Source organism: Rhodococcus (subgen. Prescottella) equi, from assembly GCF_003013675.1.
Classification (GTDB): Bacteria; Actinomycetota; Actinomycetes; order Mycobacteriales; family Mycobacteriaceae; genus Prescottella; species Prescottella equi.
Window position 1 is genome coordinate 4,618,470 of the sequence record NZ_CP027793.1, and the last position, 17,187, is coordinate 4,635,656.

Genomic DNA, 17,187 nt, shown 5'->3' on the forward strand with positions numbered 1-17,187 from the left:
GCCTAGCCCTCCTGTCCGGTGGTCGCTTCGGGCGCCGCGGCTCCCCGCGACAGGTGGTCCTGGGCGGCCTCCCACAGCCGGTATCCGACCAGTGCGTGGCTCTCCTGGATGCGGTGGATGCTCTGGGAGCGGATGGTGAAGCAGTAGTCCAGGTCCTCGCTCACCGCCATCCGGCCCCCGTCGTGCCCGGCGAACCCGATTGTGAGCAGTCCACGCCGTCGCGCCTCGGCCAGCGCGATCATGAGGTCGTCGGAGTTGCCCGACGTCGACAGCGCGATCGCCATGTCGCGGTCGTGAGCGTGGGCGATGATCTGCCGGGAGAAGATGAGGTCGAATCCGACGTCGTTGCCGAGTGCGGTCACCACCGCCTGGTCCGCAGCGAGGGACCAGGCCGCGACGGGCCTACCGCGCGCCGGCCGACTGAACAGCGACGCGAGGGTGGCGGCATCGGTGGAACTGCCGCCGTTGCCGAAGGTGTAGAGGCGACCGCCCTGGGCGAATCGCTCCGCCATCCGGGCACCGGCCTCGCGGATCTCGCCGCCCCACTCGGCGATCGAGTCGTGCTGCAGCCTCGCACTTTCCGCTGCCTTCGAGCGCGCCGACGACGCCAGGTCGTCCAGCAGCGCCTCGGCGCCCTCCTCGTGGGCGTCGATGAAGGGATACAGGAAGTCCGTCTCCTCCGAGCGTGGTCCGGGTGTGGTCACGGCCGTCCCTCCTCGTTCGGATCGATGCGGGTGATGGCGGCCCCGCCGTGGATCAGCAACAGGTCGCCCGCCGCGACGTCGGCGATCAGTGTGGTGTCGACACGTTCCTCTCCCGCTGCCGTGCGCACCAGCACCCCGTCGATCGAGTCGCCCGGCACGAGAACCACTTCCGCGAGACGCCCCTCGTCGCTGCACGTGACGCACACGTCGTCGGTGCACTCCTCCGCCGGCGCGTCGAGCAGGCCCGGGTGTTCGAAACAGACGTGGGTGAGTTCCCACAGCAGGTGGTACATCAGTACGAACCGGCCGGTCGCCGGGATCATCGGATCGTCGGAGTCGACCCAGAGGATATGGGTCGCGGCGCCCGCCTCCGGCCGCGGTCCCGAGCCGATCCAGACCGTGTCGACTCCCCACGCCGGTGCACGCCGCACGATGTCCCGGACCTGCGGCTGATCCGCGGAAGCCACCGCCAGGATCACGTCGCCGGGCCGCGCCGCCACGCGGCACTGGGCGACCGGATCGGGTTCGACGAGCGAGACCGACGGCAGCGCCCGTTTGCCCATGATCACCGGGTGCACGAACTCGACCGCGACGTGGTGCGCGTGTGGTTCCCACTGCGGCGAGACCACCCAGAGGGTCGCACCGTGCTGGAAGCGCCGCGCCAGGCCCAGGGCCGCGGAGGAGAGGTCGGCGGACAGCGCCCGGTCGATCAGTTCCACGGTGGTATCGCTCGTCGTCATGTCTGCACCTCGTCGATCGCTTCCGTTCGGCGCCGGGAACCGAGCAGCGCCGCACCGAGCGCGGCCTGTCCCAGCGAGAGTCCACCGTCGTTGGGCGGCACCACGTGGTGGGTGAGTACTCGCCGCCCCTCGGCCTGCAGGCCGGCCCGGACGAGCGCGGTCAGCAGCCGGTTCTGGAACACTCCGCCGGTCAGTCCCACCGTCTCCACCCCGGACGCCGCCGTGACGTCGAGCGCGAGCCTCACCGTCGCGGAGGCCAGTGCCCGATGGAAGCCGAGCGCCAACGCCGACGGCGCGATGCCCGCCCGCACCCCCGAGACCAGACCGGCGAGCAGTTCGGCCAACCGCAACTGACCGTCCGCGACTCGCATCTCGATCGAGGCGGGGTGTCCCGCCGTGCGCGCGAGCGCCTCCAGTTCCACGGCGGCCTGTGCCTCGTAGCTGACGCGGTGCCGCACCCCGAGGATCGACGCTGCGCCGTCGAACAGGCGCCCGACGCTGGTGCTGCGGACACATCCCAGCCCGGAATTCAATTGCGCTGTCACCAGGGCGCGTTCGTCCGCCGCGAGGGCGCGGACGCACGGCAGATCGTCGGCCTCGTCGAGCAGGCCCACCTCGCGCAGCAGCGCCAGCGCGACCCTGGCCGGATTGCGCACCGCGGCATCGCCGCCCGGCAGCGAGAACGCTTGCAGGTGACCGGCCCGGGTGGCGTCGTGCACGTCTGCGCCCACGAGCAGCATCTCGCCACCCCAGACGGTGCGATCGCACCCGTAGCCGGTGCCGTCGAACGCGATTCCCAGCATCGGCGTGCCGATCAGCCGATGCTCCGCGGCGAGGGCCGCGACGTGCGCGTGGTGGTGTTGCACGGTCGCGAGCGGGACTCCGGTGCGGGCACTGTAGTCCTCCGCCCAGTTCCGGGTCGAGTACCCGGGATGCTCGTCCGCCACCACCAGTTCGGGGCGCACGTCGTGCAGCGCCGACATCTGCGCCACCGCGGTCTCGAACGCGCGGCGACTCTCGAGTGTCCCCATGTCTCCGAGATGCCCGGAGCAGAAGGCGAACTCCTGCCGGGTGAGGCAGAAGGTGTTCTTCACCTCGGCCCCCACCGCGAGCACTGACGGGCTCCGCCCGCCCAGCAGAACCGGCAGCGGCGCGTAGCCGCGGGAGCGCCGGATCGGCTGGACCGCGCCGGCCTCGACGGTGAGCACCGAATCCTCGCACGGCACCGCAATGTCCCGGTCGTGCATCAAGAACACGTCGGCGATGCCCGACAGGCGCTGCCGCGCATCGCCGTTGGTGAACGCCAGCGGTTCGCCGCCCCGATTTCCCGATGTCATCACCAGCAGTCGCGGCGGCGGCACCCGGCTCCCGGGCGTCGGCGCGAACAGCAGATGGTGCAGCGGCGCGTACGGCAGCAGGATGCCGACGTCGTCGAGACTCGGGGCCACCGCGGCCGCGACGACGTCCGTGGTCCTTCTGCGTAGCAACACGATCGGCCGGGCGGGGCCGGACAGCGCGGCCGCCTCGACGTCGTCGATCGAGCAGACCTCGCGCGCAGCCCGGATGTCCGCCGCCATGACGGCGAAAGGCTTCGCCGGGCGCGCCTTCCGCTCGCGCAGCAACTGCACGGCAGCGGGATTCGTGGCATCGCACACCAGGTGGAAGCCCCCGATGCCCTTGACCGCGACGATGCCGCCCTCCGTAATCGCCTGCTGGGCGATCCCGAGGACGTCGTCGTCGCCGTCGATCCGGGCGCCGCCCTGCTCGGCGAAGAGGCGGGGACCGCAGTCCGGGCAGCAGATCGGCTGTGCGTGGTAGCGGCGGTCGGCGGGATCCTCGTACTCGCGCGCACATCGCGCGCACATCGGAAACGACGCCATCGTGGTGTACGGCCGGTCGTACGGCAGATCGGTGATCACCGTGTAGCGGGGCCCGCAGTTGGTGCAATTGACGAACGGATGCCGGTAGCGGCGGTCCGTGGGGTCGGCCATCTCCCGGGCGCAATCCGCGCAGATCCCGACGTCGGGCGGCACCAGGGTGCGGGCGCCCGGGGTGCGCACGCTCGGCACGATCCGGAAGCCGGACGCACCCACGACCGGTTCGGACACGTGCTCGACCGTCACGTCGAGCACCACCGCCAGCGGAGGCGCGTCGCGTCGCACCCGCTCCGCGAACTCCGTGAGCACCCGCGGCGGGCCCTGCACCTCCACGAAGACGCTCACCTCGTCGTTGCCGCAGTGACCGGCGAGACCGAGTTCACCGGCCAGGCGCGCCACGAACGGCCGGAAGCCCACGCCCTGCACCACCCCGCGCACGGTCAGCCGGTGCCGCTCCACCGCGACCCGGCCGACCTGCGTGTCCGACACAGCCGTCACGGCGACGCGCCCCCGTCGATCCGGGGTTCACGCGGACGACCCATCATCTCCAGACCGGCCATTGCCCGCGCCGCCCCGTCCGCGTCGACCCGTTCCACCGCGAAACCCATGTGGATCACCACCCAGTCGCCGGACTCGAGCACGGTGTCCTCGAGCATGCCGACGTTGACCTTGCGTTCGCGGCCCTCGACGTCGACCAGCGCCAGCTGACCGCCGTAGCCGTCGAGCATCCGAACCACCCGTCCCGGAATTCCCAGACACATCGCTCAGCCCTCCGCACCGACGCCGGCACCGAACTCGGCCAGTGCTGCCCGCACCGCGGCCGCCGCCTCGGGCACGGCACGAGACACCGGCTCCGACAACCCGATCCGCTCGTCGACGTCGCATACCTGGCAGCCGACCACGACGGTGCGCGGCAGCGTGCCACCCAGGGCCGCGAGGCTCGCGAACACCGACGCCGGATCCATCGCGTGGGCGTCGAGTCGCGGCGTCGTGTCCGGACTGTCGCGGTCCACCTCGAAGGCCCGCACCGCGCCGGGGGCGCCCCGATCGGGAACCGCGTCGACCAGCACCAGTCCGTCCCAGCCGTCCAGCAGGTCGTACGCGAGGTGCATGCCGCGAATGCCGTAGTCGACCGCGCGTACCCCGTCCGGCAGCGGGCCGGCCGTCACCGCCCGCAGCGTCTCCGGCCCGAAGCCGTCGTCGCCGAGGAAGATGTTGCCGATGCCCGCGACCAGTACGCGGGGCAGTGGCCCGGCCGTCACGCGGTCACATCCTTCGCATCCGCAGGTACCGCTGCATGTCCGGGATCGAACGGATCGCGATCCACGCGCCGGCCGCGGCCACCGCGGCGAACAGCACGGTCGAGACCATTCCCACTGCCCTCATGACTGACTCTCCTCTCGGTCGTCCGCCCCGCCGGCGACGGCGTCGAGTGGTTCCACCTCGTCGGGGGCGAAGTACAGGTAGCGGCCGTACCACTCGTGCAGCTCGGCCGCCGGGTCGTCGACCAGCACGACGCCGACGTGCGTGCCGCCGTCCACGTCGGCGTGCACGGTGGCGACGCGCGCGACCTGCCCGGCGAAGAACAGGTCCTGCGCGTCCGCCCGCCGCGACGGCTTCAGGCGGACCAGGCTGCCCTTCGCGACCCGCACCCCGCCGACCAGCACCCCGTCGGTCGCGGGGCGGACACTGGTGTCGGCGGCCGGATCCCACCACGGGACGTCGTCGGGCACCTCGGGGACGAGCCCGCCGGGGGTGACGAAGGTCGGGGGCTCGAACGCCCGCGGATCGCGCAGCGCCCCGTGCAGCCGCTGCATCTCGTCGGGCGACATGTTGTCGCAGCGGTCGATGATCTCGGCGGCCCGCGGATCGGTGGCGCGCGCCTGCGCCTTCTCGTCGTCGGTGAGCGTCATGATCCGCAGCGTGAGGATCTCGTCGATCTCGGTGGCGTCGAACAGATCTCCGCCGCTCTCCTCCGCCACCTCGGGGTGGTCGTACAGGATGATCGGGGACGCGAGGATCACGTCGCACGTACCGGGCCGGGACGGGTCCGCTTCGCCCGCGAGCACCGGATGGCACCGGTACTGCCGGCACCCGTCGACCGCGGCCGCGAACTCCGCGGGTGGGTCGACGAGGGAGACGAAACGTGCACCGGAGACCGACACGATCAGGTGCGCTCCGATGAGCGAGTGCCGGATCGCGGTGTCCTTCACCGCGACGTCCGGCCGGTCCAGGTCGGCCAGCGTCGCGGTGTTACGCACCTCGATACCCACCCGGAGTCCGCCGCGGTCGGCCGTCGCCCGGAGGTCCGCCACGGCCCGCACCGGGAAGCGCTGCCGCACCAGCCGTGCCGTCGGCCCCAACTGTTCGACGTCCACACCGCCCGGCACGACGACGTCGACGGTGGTGCCCGACAACAGTTCCGCGACGGTGACGGCGCCGAGAGGGATCTCGACCTCGACCGCCTCGTCCCAGCTCACCCAGGTGCGGCCGTCGAGGGTGAGTTCGGGGACGGATTCGTAGCCGGCCGGCCCGAGCGATTCGGCGGTGCGTACCTGCAACTGCAGGAAGCGCAGCACCGGTTCGACCACGGCGTCGTCCACGCCGCGGTCGAGCACGCACTCGACGCGCATCGCCGCGTCCTCACCCGCACCGCGGTCCGCGGCACCGACCGGACCGAGCACACCGAACTGCCAGCGTGACTGGTTCTTTCCCGACGTGGACCGGTACGGGTACAGTAGGTAGCCCTCGTACAGCACCGCGTCCGCGACGGTCCGTACCCGCGTCAGGTCGTCGATCCCGGTCACGTCGCCACCTCTCCCGCGCTGTCGAGCAGTTCGGTGACGGCCTCGTCGAGACCGAGCAGTCCCCGGGCCGATTTGAACCGGGCCAGCGCCGCGATGGTGTCGTGGTCGAGGCGCACCCAGCCGCTGGACGGGAAGTTCTGCCGCACGACGTCCCGCCACACCTCGACGGGCATGTCGAACTGCGCCTCCCGGTCCCACGGAATCTGTTCGACGCCGAAACCGTTGGTGCCCTTGGTGAAGATCGTCCCGCTGAACAGAAATCCGAGTGGGACGCTGCCGTCGTCGAGCGCATGCAGGTACTTCGACGCCGCGACCTCGAAGTCGTACGTGCAGGGCATCACCAGTTCGGTGACGCACTCACCGGTGAAGCCGGGCACCACGGCGGTCGTGTGCAGCCACGGGAACGTCGACAGCGTCGACGACCAGCGTTCCCGCGGACCGAACAGGTCGAGCAGTCCGGACTCCTCCCGATCGCTGTACCGGCGCCGTCGCGGTTCGATCCGGATCTGACATCGGAGCGCCAGCGCATGGACGGCAGTGCCGGTGGTCTCGGCGATCCGTAGCCGCGCGAGCAGATTGGGGGACACCGCGAACGGTTCCGCGCCGATCGCCAGCACCGAGAAGTCCAGGGCGGTCACGCCGCACCTCCCGCGCGCATCGGGGTGCTGCGCCGCTGGATCCGCGCGAAGAAGTCGTCCAGTTCGGCGCGCGCGTCCTGGCCCCCGTCGAAGCCACGCCAGCACCGCCGCAGCCGGCCCACCAGCTCGTAGCACGCGTCGATCGGCAGCAGATGGCACTCGGCCCCCGCCGGACCGCTCTTCGGGATCCGGATCAGCAGCGCCTCCACGTCGGGGACCGCCGTGGCGAGCACCGGGTTGTCGTCGAGGACCGCGGTCCACGCCTCGATCGCGAGTTCGGACTCGGTGGCGCCGGCCGGTCCCGGATAGAAGGCGACGGTGCGGCCCTGATCGGAGTTGCGGAAGAAGAACGCCAGTCCCACCGGAATCTCGAGCCCGTCCCAGCGTCCCGGCCCCAACGAGAAGTCCGGGAACGTCAGGTACCGCTCGGGCACGGCCCGGTATTTCAGGTCCGCGCCCGGCTCGGCGAACAGCAGGTAGCAGGGCCGGCACACGCACAGCAGTTGCCGACTGACCGTGTTGACCACGTGTGGGTGTTCGTCGGCGACGGGCACCGCGCACATCTCGCACCGCTCCGACGTCACCGGGGCCGGCCGTTCGGCGGCGATCCGACGAAGCACCCCCAACGCCGATCCGCTGGGGGTGCGGCGCTCGAACGGCCCGCTCATCCCGTCACCGCCGCGGGCACCGCCACCGACAGGACGCCGTCGCGGGTGAGCACGGGAAGCGGGTCGAGGTGACCGCCCGGATCCTCCACGCCGGTCCCGGCGCGGCGGACGTCGTAGTGGGTACGGCACGTGGGGCACCGGAGCACCGCGTCGTTCACGTGTCCGCCTGCCCGGCGGTGCAGCGACGTGCCGGCCATCGAGTTCCCGCACGCGGGACACCGGTCCCGGTACGCGAACAACTCGTCGCCGATCCGGCACACCAGCATCGACAGGCCGCCGACCGTGAACCCTCCCACCTCTCCCGGCGCGAGTTCGGCGAACTCCTCGGCCGCCAACCAGGTGCCGCTTCGTGTCGGTTCCTCGCGTACGTGCGACATCAGGGAATCCACCGTGAACACACCGGCTGTGGGGGCGGTCTCCCGGTCTTCGGTCTCCACCTCGATCGCCGTCGTCTCGGGAGCCGCGGCCTGCACGGCGCCTTCGACTGCCAGCTGCAGTGTCACCGCCGACGACGGGCACCCGTGGCAGCTGCCCAGCAGCCGCAGCCGCACCACGCCGTCGTCGGTCACATCCACCAGTTCGACGTCCCCGCCGTGGGATCCGAGATACGGGCGGACGCTGTCGAGCGCCGTCCGGACGCGGGTCTCGACGTCGTGCGGATGCAGTCCGCCGACCAGCAGCACGCTCGACACCAGTTCGTCCCGCGCGAGTTCGTCCACCAGCCCCGGGGCCCGCGCTGCTATCGTCAGCACCCGCCCGAGCGCCTCACCGTAGAGGTCCACCACCTCGCGGACGAGTTGCTCGGCACGCTCGCGAGCCACCGGACCGCCCGCCGACGTGGCATCCAGCAATGCCTCGATCCGATCGCCGGCCTGTCGCCAACGATCGGATTCGGGCGTCTCGTATCGGGTTTCGTCGTGTACCGACGCCATCCGTCACCTACTCCCCGGTCATCGACTGTGTCGGCGAGTGCAGTTTTTCGAGGGTCTTGCCGTCGCCGAGGTACATGTGGACACCGCAGGGCAGGCACGGGTCGAAGCTGCGCACGGTGCGCATGATGTCGATGCCCTTGAAGTGGTCGCGGTCGTTCTCCTCGTAGATGTTCAGGTTGGTGACGGCGTCCTCGTACGGACCGGGAACGCCCTCGGCATCGCGGGGGCTGGCGTTCCACGGCGTCGGTGGATACGGGTGATAGTTCGCGATCTTGCCGTCCCGGATCACCATGTGGTGCGACAGCACCCCGCGGACGGCCTCGGTGAACCCGCAGCCGATGCCCTCGTCGGGCACCTCGAACGTCTCCCAAGTCTTGGTCCGCCCGGCGTTGATCTCGACCAGCGCCTTGCGGGCGAAGTGCAGCGCCATCGCCGCCGCGTACGCCTGGAAGTAGGTGCGTGCACGATTGCGTTCGAGGGTGTTGCTCCACTGCGGGATCTTCCACTCGAACCGCGCCGGGCCCTTCAGCGCCGTCTTGGGGAAGTCGATCTCGACGCTGTGCCCGGTCGCCTTCACCTCGTGGGTCTCGACCAGTCCGGCGAGCGCGGTCGACCACATCCGGGCCAGCGCACCGCCACCGGTGTCGAGCGCGAGGTTGTCCTTGCCGTCGAACCAGCGCGGCGACATCACCCAGCTGTACTTGTCCTCGAGATCGCGCTTCTGGGGCTTGGGGTTGGTGTGCTGGTTCCACGGGTGCCGCCGGTCCACCGGGTTGCCCAACGGATCGGTGGTCACGAACATCTCCTGGTCGGACCAATCGTCGTAGTACGACGAACCGAGCATGATCCGGATGCCCAAGTTGATGTCGACCAGGTCGGTGGTCACCAGCTTCCCGTCCACCACCACGCCCGGGGTCACGAACATCTTCCGGCCCCAGTCGGTCATGTCCTTGTACGCGAAGTTGCACACCTCGGGATCCTGGAAGGCACCCCAGCAGCCGAGCAGCGTGCGCCGCTCCCCTACGTGCTCGTATCCCGGCAGCGCCTCGTAGAAGAAGTCGAACAGGTCGTCGTGCATCGGCACGACCTTCTTCATGAACTCGATGTAGCGCATCAGGCGCGTCGTGTAGTCGGTGATCAACTGCACGGTCGCGACGGTGCCGACACCACCCGGATACAGCGTCGACGGGTGGACGTGCCGACCCTCCATGAGACAGAACATCTCTCGGGTGAGCCGACTGATGAGCAACGCCTCGCGGTAGAACTCGCCCGTGAACGGGTTGAGTGCGCGCATGATGTCGGCGACCGTCCGGTACCCGTGTGCGTCCGAATGCGGTGCCGCGGTCTTCTCGGCCATCGCCAGCACGCCGGGATTGGTCTCGGAGACCATCTTCTCGCAGTAGTCGACGGCGACCAGGTTCTCCTGGAAGATGTTGTGGTCGAACATGTACTCGGCGGCCTCGCCGAGGTTCGCGATCCACTCGCCGAGGTGGGGCGGCTGTACGCCGTACGCCATGTTCTGCGCGTAGCACGAGCAGGTCGCGTGGTTGTCGCCGCAGATGCCGCAGATCCGGCTGGTGATGAAGTGCGCGTCGCGCGGATCCTTGCCCTTCATGAACAGCGAGTAGCCCCGGAAGATCGACGACGTGCTGTGGCACTCGGCCACGGTCTTGTTCTTGAAGTCGACCTTCGTGTAGATCCCGAGGCTGCCGACGATCCGGGTGATCGGATCCCAGGCCATCTCGACGAGCCCCTTGTCGTCGGTCGCCCCCTGTTTCGGCTCGGGCACTGTGGAAGTCATCGAGAAGCCTTCTTTCCCTCGGCGATCACGCGAGTCCGCACTACCAGGTACGCACGGCCCCCGTCCTCAACAGGCGCCCTGGTGTGCGCCAGTGGGGTTCCTTGTCGAGCGTGCGTCCGGTGACGCTTCGCAACGTCCGAATGACCGACCCGTACACCTCGGACACCGAGCTCGACAGGATGCCGCCCGGCGGTTCGTCCATGAACGGCATGAACTTGTCGGGAAAACCGGGCATGGTGCAACCGATGCAGATGCCGCCGACATTGGGGCAGCCTCCGATACCGTTCATCCAACCCCGCTTGGGCACATTGCATTTGACGACCGGGCCCCAGCAACCGAGTTTCACGATGCATTTCGGGGAGCCGTACTCGGTCGCGAAGTCGCCCTGTTCGTAGTAGCCGGCTCGGTCGCACCCCTGGTGCACGGTCTGACCGAACAACCACTGCGGCCTCAGCATGTCGTCGAGCGGAATCATCGGCGCCTGATTCGTCACCTGATACAGCAGGTAGGTGAGGGTCTCCGACAGGTTGTCCGGCTGGATCGGACAGCCCGGAACACACACGATCGGCAGCCCGGCCTTGGACTTCCAGTCCCAACCCAGGTAGTCGGGCACACCCATCGCGCCCGTCGGATTGCCTGCCATCGCGTGGATGCCGCCGTAGGACGAGCAGGTGCCGGCCGTGACGATCGCCGTGGCCTTCGGAGCCAGTCGGTCGAGCCACTCACTCGTCGTGACCGGCTGACCCGTCTCCGGGTTGTTACCGAACCCGCACCAGTAGCCCTCGTCGTGCAGTTGCTCGTTCGGAATCGAGCCCTCCACAACCAGAACGAACGGTTCGAGTTCTCCCCGGTCAGCCTTCCAGAACCACTCGATGAAGTCGTCGGCGCCGCCCTGCGGCCCGCACTCGAAGTCGATCAGCGGCCAGTGCACCGCGATCTTCGGCAGCCCTGGCAGCGCCCCGAAGACGATCTCTTCCACGCTGGGCTGGCTGGCGGCGGTGAGTGCCACCGAATCTCCGTCGCAGCTGAGTCCCGCATTGATCCACAGGACGTGGATGACGCCCTCGTCGGTTTCGGCCTCCGGCGATGTGCCGGACTTCTCGGCTGCTCTCGTGGGTGTCGACATAACGGCCACTCCCCGGGGCGCATCGCCCCTGCGTCACCGGAGTCGACCCTCGGCCCACTTGCGTGACGCCCACCACAATTAAGGCGCGACAGCGGTCGGTCTGTCAACGCCGGATGATCATCCCTTCCGCCGATCCGAAAGCCACGCGTACCACCGCTCCAGCCCCTCACCGCTGGTCGCGGACAGATTGATCACGCGCACATCGGGATTCACCGAGCGCGCATTCCTCTCGCAGGCGTCTGGATCGAAATCGACATAAGGGAGCAGGTCGATCTTGTTGACGATCACGAGATCGGCCACTGCGAAGATGTGCGGGTACTTCAGCGGCTTGTCGTCGCCCTCCGTGACGGATATGAGGACAACCTTGCCTTGCTCACCGAGGTCGAACAGCGCGGGGCACACGAGGTTTCCGACGTTCTCCACGAAAACGAGCGAATCTTCCGCGGGGCCGAGCGCGTCGAGGGCGTCCCGCACCATCTCGGAGTCGAGATGACACCCAGAACCCGTATTGACCTGTACCACTGGACATCCCGTCGCTTGAATCCGATCGGCGTCGAGCAGGGTCTCCTGGTCGCCCTCGATCACCGAGACCGGTACGGAAGGCCGGAGCTCGCGAACCGTACGCTCGAGCAACGTCGTCTTGCCCGATCCCGGCGAACTCATGATGTTGATCGCCGCGATCCGCCGGTCCGTCAGCCAGGCCCGGTTGTCCTCCGCGAGGCGGTCGTTCTTGGCGAGGATCTTCTGTTCCAGTGTCAGGGTCTCGGTCGGTGCGTGTCCGTGATCGCCGGGATGCGCGTGCACGTGCTCCTGACCGTGACCGTGCTCATGACCGTGGCCGTGGCCGTGCTCGTGTTCGTGGAGCACGGTGCCCGCCGGTGCGCTGATCCGCGTACCGGCCGGTTCGTCGAGTTTGCCGCATCCGCACGTCGCACACATGTTCAACTCACTTCCATCGACATGATCCGCAGTTCACGACCCGAGAGGACCTCGACGTCGGCACTCCCGCACGGACACAACAAGATCAAGTCCTGCAGGGGGAAATCGGTGTCGCAGCTCCGGCAGTGCGCCAGACCGGGCGGCTCCTCGATGTCGAGCCGAGCGCCCTGCGCGACCGTACCCTCGGTGACCAGTTCGAAGCAGAACTGCATCGCATCCGGCACCACCGCGCACAGCCGGCCCACCTGCAGCCGGATGCTGTGCACGGTTCGGCCGTCGGCGCGCTCGCACACCGCGTCGACGACGCTCTGGGTGATCGCCATCTCGTGCATTGCAGAGTCCGTCCGAGTGGAGGCTGTGCGAATTCACGATAGGACGCCCGCGCGCCGACGTCAGCAGATTCGGGAAGGCATCCGCCCACGGAGCCTGGGCGGCGGAGTCAGCCTCCGCTGCCCGCCGGACGTGCTGTGGTCAGCCGACTGGGTGCGGTCAGCGCCGCGACGCCCATGTCGATCAGATTGTTCATGAACTCGTTGTTGTCCAGCGAGTGGTCGACCCCGTCCTGGATGTCCTCGGCCCGGCTTGCCATCGCCCCCACGGCCATGTCGATCCAGACTCCGAGGCGCTCGGCGCGTAGCGCATCGGGGAGGTGGACCAGGCGCGCCTGAAGCTGCGAGTAAGCCCACTGAAGATCGTCGGTGCTGTCCGGGTTGAGCGAATGATGCGTGCGCATCTCGCTGCGGCGCCGCATGTGCACCAGGATTCGCAGATAGTTGCGCCCACTTTCGGTGTCCAACTGGAACCCGAGCGGCCACACCGCGACGACGAGGAGCTCCTCGATCGAAGGCTCCTTTCCACCGAGTTCCTCGACCAGCACTCGGCGTCGCGAGTCGATTGCGTCGCGATGCCGACGCACGACGGCCTGCAGCAGGGCCTCACGAGAGCCGAAGTGATAATGCAGTGCCGAATTGTTCGATTGCCCTGCTGCACGATTGATCTCGCGAAGATTCGCGTCCTCGATACCGAGAGACGCGAACACGTGCTCAGCAGCATCCACCAGCCGTTCCCGAGTTGCACTGCCGTCGCGTCCCATGAGCGCATCCTATGTTCGGCTCGCCACGGGCCGGAACGGCGTCTCCGGTTCCAGGGGTTGACAATCCACGCCCCTCCCCGCAAATTAATCCCATCGGATTAGTTGAGACGAGCGAGGAGGGTTGGATGGCAATCGAGATATCGGCGCTGACAACTGCGATAGGTGCGGAAATCCGAGGGGTGGACCTGCGGACGTGTGACGAAGCGACCTTCGCGGACGTTCGGGACGCACTGCACGAGTACCAGGTGGTCTTCGTGCGCGGCGCCCATCTGGACGCCGACGATCATCTCGCGGTGGCCAGACGTTTCGGCGTGCCGAGCATCTTCCCGATCGCCAGGTTGCAGGGCGCCACGGAACCGAGCCTGCAGGTGATCTCGGATGGACCGGACAGTCCGCCGACCGCCGAGATGTGGCACACGGATGTCACCTGGATCTCGACGCCACCGCGATACGCGCTCCTGTGCGGCGAGGTGATTCCCGACGCCGGCGGCGATACATTGTGGGCCTCGATGACCGCCGCTCACGACGCCCTCTCCCCGACGATGCAGAACATGCTCGCGGGTCTCGAGGTGGAGCACACCACCGACAGTTTCGTCGAGTCGATCCTCGAGCGCGGCCACGACAGCCCACAGGCGCAGGCCCTCGCCGATCGCCTCCGGGCGACGTACCCACGGACCGTGGTGCATCCACTGATACGTACCCATCCCGAGAACGGCCGACGGATTCTGTTCATCGGCGGCCCGTCGATGCACCGCATCAAGGGCATGCGACGCGACGAGAGCGACGCCCTCCTCGGCTTCCTGCGGAACTACGTGACCGACGAGCGTTTTCAGTGCCGATGGCGTTGGAGTCCAGGCGATCTGGCGATCTGGGACGAACGCTCGACCATGCACCGGGCCGCCGCCGATCACTTCCCCAGGTACCGCACGGTCCGAAGGATCGAGATCGACGGCGACCGGCCCTACTTCGATCACTCGAACCGGTCCGACCGGGCAAGTTCGAAAGCGTCCTGACCGATGGGGAGAAGAATGACGATTCGATCCAAGCGGCCGTGGGCCGTGCTCGCGCTGGTCCTCAGTGCAACACTGCTGGCCGGCTGCGCCCCCGATGCGGGCGCGGGCGGAGGGTCGACGACCGCGGCGGACACGTTCGAGCCTGGACTTCGCGGCGACCAGGGCGACGGCGGCGCGCCTGTCGCCGGCGGAACCCTGTCGTTCGCGAGTTACGCGCCCGTGTCGAGTCTCGACCCGGTCCGCACCCAGCCCTCCGGCGCGACGGGTGGCACCGAGATGGCGGCGATCTACGACCTTCTCGTCCGCTACGACGCGGCTACCGGACGCTACGAACCGCAACTGGCCCGATCACTCGAACCGAACGCCGACGGCACGAGCTGGACCCTGACCCTGCGGGACGGTCTCACCTTCAGCGACGGCACCCCCGTGAATGCTGCCGCCGTCATCGCCAGCATCGACCGCTACAACGCGAAACGCGGCGCCAACAACGAGATCTGGTCCCGAAACGTGGCGGCGGTGGAGTCGCCGAACCCGTCGACCGTGGTCTTCGCACTCGCCCAGGCCTGGTCGGAGTTCCCGGCGCTCCTGGCATTCGGACACGGCATGATCGTGGCGCCGACCGCCGACCGCGGTGATCAGTTCGTTCCGATCGGAGCCGGCCCGTTCGAGGTGGAGAAGTTTGCGGCACAGGACGAACTCGTGCTCACGCCTCGCTCCGACTACTGGGGTGGAGCTCCGCACCTGAGCAAACTGAAATTCGTCAGCGTCCAGGGCGAGCAGCCGAAGCTCGACACCCTGGCATCCGGCGGAATCCAGATGGCCTACCTGCGCAACGCCGAGACGGTACTCGCCGCCAAGGACCGGTTTCCCGGGTATGCCGACTTCATCAGCATGGCGATGATCGGGCAGATCAACCACCGGCCAGGGCATCCGGGCGCCGACGTTCGAGTCCGCCAGGCGATGGCCTACGCGATCGATCCCGCGACGATCGACCAACGAGCCCGCGGCGGACAGGGCATGCCGGGTGCCGAGCTCTTCCAATCCTGGTCGAGGTGGCACAACGACGTGGCGCCGCTTCCGCCGGATCAGGCCAAGGCCCGGGAACTTCTGGAAGCCGCCAAGGCCGACGGGTACGACGGCGTCGTCCGCTATGTCGGTGTCCAGGACCCGAACGGCGAAGCCACGGGTCTCGCGGTGCAATCCATGCTGCAAGCCGTCGGCTTCGACGTGCAACTGAACTTCGTGCACAGCCCTACGGACATGGTGAAGCGACTGTACGTGGACCATGACTACGACGTCGCGCTCGGCGGGACCGGATTGCTCGACGCCGCGCCCTTCCTGCGTCTGTACTCGACGCTGTACAGCACCTCGACCAACAATTCGGCAGGCGTCCGAAGCCCTGCCGTCGACGCGTCGCTGGATGCTGTCATGGCCGCGGATTCGGACGACGCCAAGCGTGCAGCGCTCGCGAACGTTCAGCAGGTCTTCGACGACGAGGTCCCGATCCTGGTGTGGGGCGCCGGCGCCAATTTCGTCCCCTGGCAGGACAACGTCTTCGGAGTGAAACCGAGCCTCGACAGCATCATGCTGCTCGACAAGGTGTGGATCGCCCCGTGACGGCCGGAGCACGGCGCCGGTCGAACGTGATCAGCCGGCGTCGTGCTCGTGGAAGTGTGTCGCGCCGATCGTGTGGAGCAGTTCGTGCACGGTGTCGTCGACCAGGCGATAGCGGACCGTGCGGCCCGACCGCTGCGCTTCCACCCAGCCCTGCTGGCGTAGCAGGCGCAACGCGTGCGAGACCGCGGTGCCGGTCATGCCGAGCGCGGCCGCGAGATCGGTGACGCAGATCCCCGGCGCGTGGTGCAGACACAGCAGCAACCGCAACCGGTTCGGGTCGGACAGCAACTCGAAGCGCCCCGTCCACCCGGCGATGTCCGGCGTCACGAGCGCCTGCGCGGCGCGGCGGACGTGGTCCGGATCGATGGCGGATGTGTCGGGCACGGCCTCAGTGTAGGTCGGCGTGCCCGACACGGGACCTAACGTGGAGACGTGGTCATGCAACAGGCAGTCAATCCGGTCGACGGCGTCGGCATCGCATATCGGGTGATCGGCGACGGCCCACCCCTGGTCCTCGCGCACGGCACGGCGCTGTCGAGCGCGATCTGGCGGGCGTTCGGGTATGTCGGGTCGCTCCGCGACGAATTCCAGCTGATCCTGCCCGACATGCGCGGACACGGCCGCAGCGACAAACCGCACGAGGCGTCGTCGTACGCGATGGACCTCGTCGTCGGCGACATCCTCGCGGTGCTCGACGACCTCGGGCACGATCGGGCGCACTACCTGGGCTACTCGTTCGGCGGTCGCGTGGGGCTCTCGCTCGCGACCGCCGCACCCGGGCGGCTGCGCACGCTCACCGTGGGCGGCGGCAGCAGCCGGCCCCAGGCCGGCTCGTTCGACAAGCTCTTCTTCCCCGGGTGTATCGACGTGCTCGATCACGAGGGCATGACGGCGTTCCTCGACAAGTGGAATGCGCACCGTCCGTGGCCGCTGGATCCGGCGACGCGGGCGGCGTTCGACGCCAACGACACCCGCGCCCTCGTCGCGTACCTGCGCCGCTCGGAGGAGGAACCGGGCGTGCCCGACACGTCGTTGCAGGCGCTGGACGTTCCGGCGCTGCTGTTCGTCGGGTCCGAGGACCGGCCGCGGCTGTCGGATACCAAGCGGCTCGCGGAGTTGATCCCCGGGTCCCGGCTCGCCGTGATCCCCGGTTTCGACCACGCCACCACCGTCGCGGCCTCACCCGAGGTGCTGGCGGTGGTGAGACCGTTCCTGTCCGAGAACGACTGAGG

General features: G+C 68.6%; 19 protein-coding genes. 3 read left to right on the forward strand and 16 right to left on the reverse strand.

Annotated elements, in window-relative coordinates:
• Positions 1-2: 2 nt before the first annotated feature.
• The 15 genes from C7H75_RS21480 to C7H75_RS21545 form a co-directional block, all read right to left on the reverse strand.
• Positions 3-704 (reverse strand): D-sedoheptulose-7-phosphate isomerase, encoded by a 702-nt coding sequence (locus C7H75_RS21480; RefSeq protein ID WP_005517452.1) that lies wholly within the window; start codon positions 702-704, stop codon positions 3-5.
• A complete protein-coding gene (locus C7H75_RS21485; RefSeq protein WP_005517451.1) occupies positions 701-1,444 on the reverse strand; it encodes a sedoheptulose 7-phosphate isomerase in 744 nt (247 codons plus the stop codon). Before C7H75_RS21485 ends, C7H75_RS21480 begins: the two co-directional genes overlap by 4 nt.
• Positions 1,441-3,819, reverse strand: coding sequence for a carbamoyltransferase HypF (hypF, locus tag C7H75_RS21490; protein WP_449421211.1), 2,379 nt, complete (start codon positions 3,817-3,819; stop codon positions 1,441-1,443). Before hypF ends, C7H75_RS21485 begins: the two co-directional genes overlap by 4 nt.
• Entirely contained in the window at positions 3,816-4,082 is a 267-nt protein-coding gene (locus C7H75_RS21495) for a HypC/HybG/HupF family hydrogenase formation chaperone (RefSeq protein WP_005517448.1), read from the reverse strand. The genes hypF and C7H75_RS21495 overlap by 4 nt, the downstream gene beginning before the upstream one ends.
• A gap of 3 nt (positions 4,083-4,085) precedes the next feature.
• On the reverse strand, positions 4,086-4,583 hold the full coding sequence (locus C7H75_RS21500; RefSeq protein WP_084866263.1) for a hydrogenase maturation protease: 498 nt from the start codon (positions 4,581-4,583) through the stop codon (positions 4,086-4,088).
• A 4-nt stretch (positions 4,584-4,587) separates the two neighbouring features.
• Positions 4,588-4,707 carry a DUF6893 family small protein gene (locus C7H75_RS26495; RefSeq protein WP_013417282.1) on the reverse strand — a complete coding sequence of 40 codons (120 nt, stop codon included), beginning with the start codon at positions 4,705-4,707 and terminating at the stop codon, positions 4,588-4,590.
• On the reverse strand, positions 4,704-6,128 hold the full coding sequence (locus tag C7H75_RS21505; protein ID WP_081121190.1) for a hypothetical protein: 1,425 nt from the start codon (positions 6,126-6,128) through the stop codon (positions 4,704-4,706). The genes C7H75_RS26495 and C7H75_RS21505 overlap by 4 nt, the downstream gene beginning before the upstream one ends.
• Positions 6,125-6,766 carry a DUF6084 family protein gene (locus tag C7H75_RS21510; RefSeq protein WP_069855539.1) on the reverse strand — a complete coding sequence of 214 codons (642 nt, stop codon included), beginning with the start codon at positions 6,764-6,766 and terminating at the stop codon, positions 6,125-6,127. Before C7H75_RS21510 ends, C7H75_RS21505 begins: the two co-directional genes overlap by 4 nt.
• Positions 6,763-7,434 (reverse strand): DUF5947 family protein, encoded by a 672-nt coding sequence (locus C7H75_RS21515; protein ID WP_064076225.1) that lies wholly within the window; start codon positions 7,432-7,434, stop codon positions 6,763-6,765. Before C7H75_RS21515 ends, C7H75_RS21510 begins: the two co-directional genes overlap by 4 nt.
• Entirely contained in the window at positions 7,431-8,366 is a 936-nt protein-coding gene (locus C7H75_RS21520; RefSeq protein ID WP_064076226.1) for a NifU family protein, read from the reverse strand. Before C7H75_RS21520 ends, C7H75_RS21515 begins: the two co-directional genes overlap by 4 nt.
• 7 nt (positions 8,367-8,373) lie before the next feature.
• Positions 8,374-10,167 (reverse strand): nickel-dependent hydrogenase large subunit, encoded by a 1,794-nt coding sequence (locus tag C7H75_RS21525; RefSeq protein ID WP_106851807.1) that lies wholly within the window; start codon positions 10,165-10,167, stop codon positions 8,374-8,376.
• Positions 10,168-10,207: 40 nt separating this feature from the next.
• On the reverse strand, positions 10,208-11,293 hold the full coding sequence (locus C7H75_RS21530) for an NADH-quinone oxidoreductase subunit B family protein (protein WP_005517440.1): 1,086 nt from the start codon (positions 11,291-11,293) through the stop codon (positions 10,208-10,210).
• 117 nt (positions 11,294-11,410) lie between these two features.
• The gene (gene hypB / locus C7H75_RS21535) at positions 11,411-12,232 is read right to left on the reverse strand and encodes a hydrogenase nickel incorporation protein HypB (RefSeq protein ID WP_106851808.1); all 822 of its coding nucleotides are present in this window, start codon (positions 12,230-12,232) and stop codon (positions 11,411-11,413) included.
• A 2-nt stretch (positions 12,233-12,234) separates the two neighbouring features.
• Positions 12,235-12,564: a hydrogenase maturation nickel metallochaperone HypA/HybF gene (locus C7H75_RS21540; protein ID WP_005517438.1), complete on the reverse strand. Its 330-nt coding sequence runs from the start codon at positions 12,562-12,564 to the stop codon at positions 12,235-12,237.
• A 107-nt stretch (positions 12,565-12,671) separates the two neighbouring features.
• Positions 12,672-13,325 carry a TetR/AcrR family transcriptional regulator gene (locus tag C7H75_RS21545; protein WP_041674451.1) on the reverse strand — a complete coding sequence of 218 codons (654 nt, stop codon included), beginning with the start codon at positions 13,323-13,325 and terminating at the stop codon, positions 12,672-12,674.
• 125 nt (positions 13,326-13,450) lie between these two features.
• Between C7H75_RS21545 and C7H75_RS21550 the strand changes: the two genes are divergently transcribed.
• On the forward strand, positions 13,451-14,338 hold the full coding sequence (locus C7H75_RS21550; protein ID WP_013417290.1) for a TauD/TfdA dioxygenase family protein: 888 nt from the start codon (positions 13,451-13,453) through the stop codon (positions 14,336-14,338).
• Positions 14,339-14,353: 15 nt separating this feature from the next.
• Positions 14,354-15,955 (forward strand): ABC transporter substrate-binding protein, encoded by a 1,602-nt coding sequence (locus C7H75_RS21555; protein WP_106851809.1) that lies wholly within the window; start codon positions 14,354-14,356, stop codon positions 15,953-15,955.
• Between the two features lie 30 nt (positions 15,956-15,985).
• On the opposite strand, the gene C7H75_RS21560 is transcribed toward C7H75_RS21555, so the two are convergent.
• Positions 15,986-16,339, reverse strand: a complete 354-nt coding sequence (locus C7H75_RS21560) for an ArsR/SmtB family transcription factor (RefSeq protein ID WP_013417292.1) — start codon at positions 16,337-16,339, stop codon at positions 15,986-15,988.
• A 54-nt stretch (positions 16,340-16,393) separates the two neighbouring features.
• On the opposite strand from C7H75_RS21560, the gene C7H75_RS21565 reads away from it, so the two are divergent.
• The gene (locus C7H75_RS21565; RefSeq protein WP_175280050.1) at positions 16,394-17,185 is read left to right on the forward strand and encodes an alpha/beta fold hydrolase; all 792 of its coding nucleotides are present in this window, start codon (positions 16,394-16,396) and stop codon (positions 17,183-17,185) included.
• The last annotated feature ends 2 nt before the right edge of the window (positions 17,186-17,187 follow it).

Excerpts from the sequence above, each read along its gene's own strand:
- C7H75_RS21520 (WP_064076226.1), bottom strand. The coding sequence starts at position 8,366 with ATGGCGTCGGTACACGACGAAACCCGATACGAGACGCCCGAATCCGAT.
- C7H75_RS21530 (WP_005517440.1), bottom strand. The coding sequence starts at position 11,293 with ATGTCGACACCCACGAGAGCAGCCGAGAAGTCCGGCACATCGCCGGAG.
- C7H75_RS21565 (WP_175280050.1), top strand. The coding sequence starts at position 16,394 with ATGCAACAGGCAGTCAATCCGGTCGACGGCGTCGGCATCGCATATCGG.
- C7H75_RS21540 (WP_005517438.1), bottom strand. The coding sequence starts at position 12,564 with ATGCACGAGATGGCGATCACCCAGAGCGTCGTCGACGCGGTGTGCGAG.
- C7H75_RS21555 (WP_106851809.1), top strand. The coding sequence starts at position 14,354 with ATGACGATTCGATCCAAGCGGCCGTGGGCCGTGCTCGCGCTGGTCCTC.
- C7H75_RS21485 (WP_005517451.1), bottom strand. The coding sequence starts at position 1,444 with ATGACGACGAGCGATACCACCGTGGAACTGATCGACCGGGCGCTGTCC.
- C7H75_RS21495 (WP_005517448.1), bottom strand. The coding sequence starts at position 4,082 with ATGTGTCTGGGAATTCCGGGACGGGTGGTTCGGATGCTCGACGGCTAC.
- C7H75_RS21525 (WP_106851807.1), bottom strand. The coding sequence starts at position 10,167 with ATGACTTCCACAGTGCCCGAGCCGAAACAGGGGGCGACCGACGACAAG.
- C7H75_RS21515 (WP_064076225.1), bottom strand. The coding sequence starts at position 7,434 with ATGAGCGGGCCGTTCGAGCGCCGCACCCCCAGCGGATCGGCGTTGGGG.
- C7H75_RS26495 (WP_013417282.1), bottom strand. The coding sequence starts at position 4,707 with ATGAGGGCAGTGGGAATGGTCTCGACCGTGCTGTTCGCCGCGGTGGCC.
- hypB (WP_106851808.1), bottom strand. The coding sequence starts at position 12,232 with ATGTGTGCGACGTGCGGATGCGGCAAACTCGACGAACCGGCCGGTACG.
- C7H75_RS21545 (WP_041674451.1), bottom strand. The coding sequence starts at position 13,325 with ATGGGACGCGACGGCAGTGCAACTCGGGAACGGCTGGTGGATGCTGCT.
- C7H75_RS21550 (WP_013417290.1), top strand. The coding sequence starts at position 13,451 with ATGGCAATCGAGATATCGGCGCTGACAACTGCGATAGGTGCGGAAATC.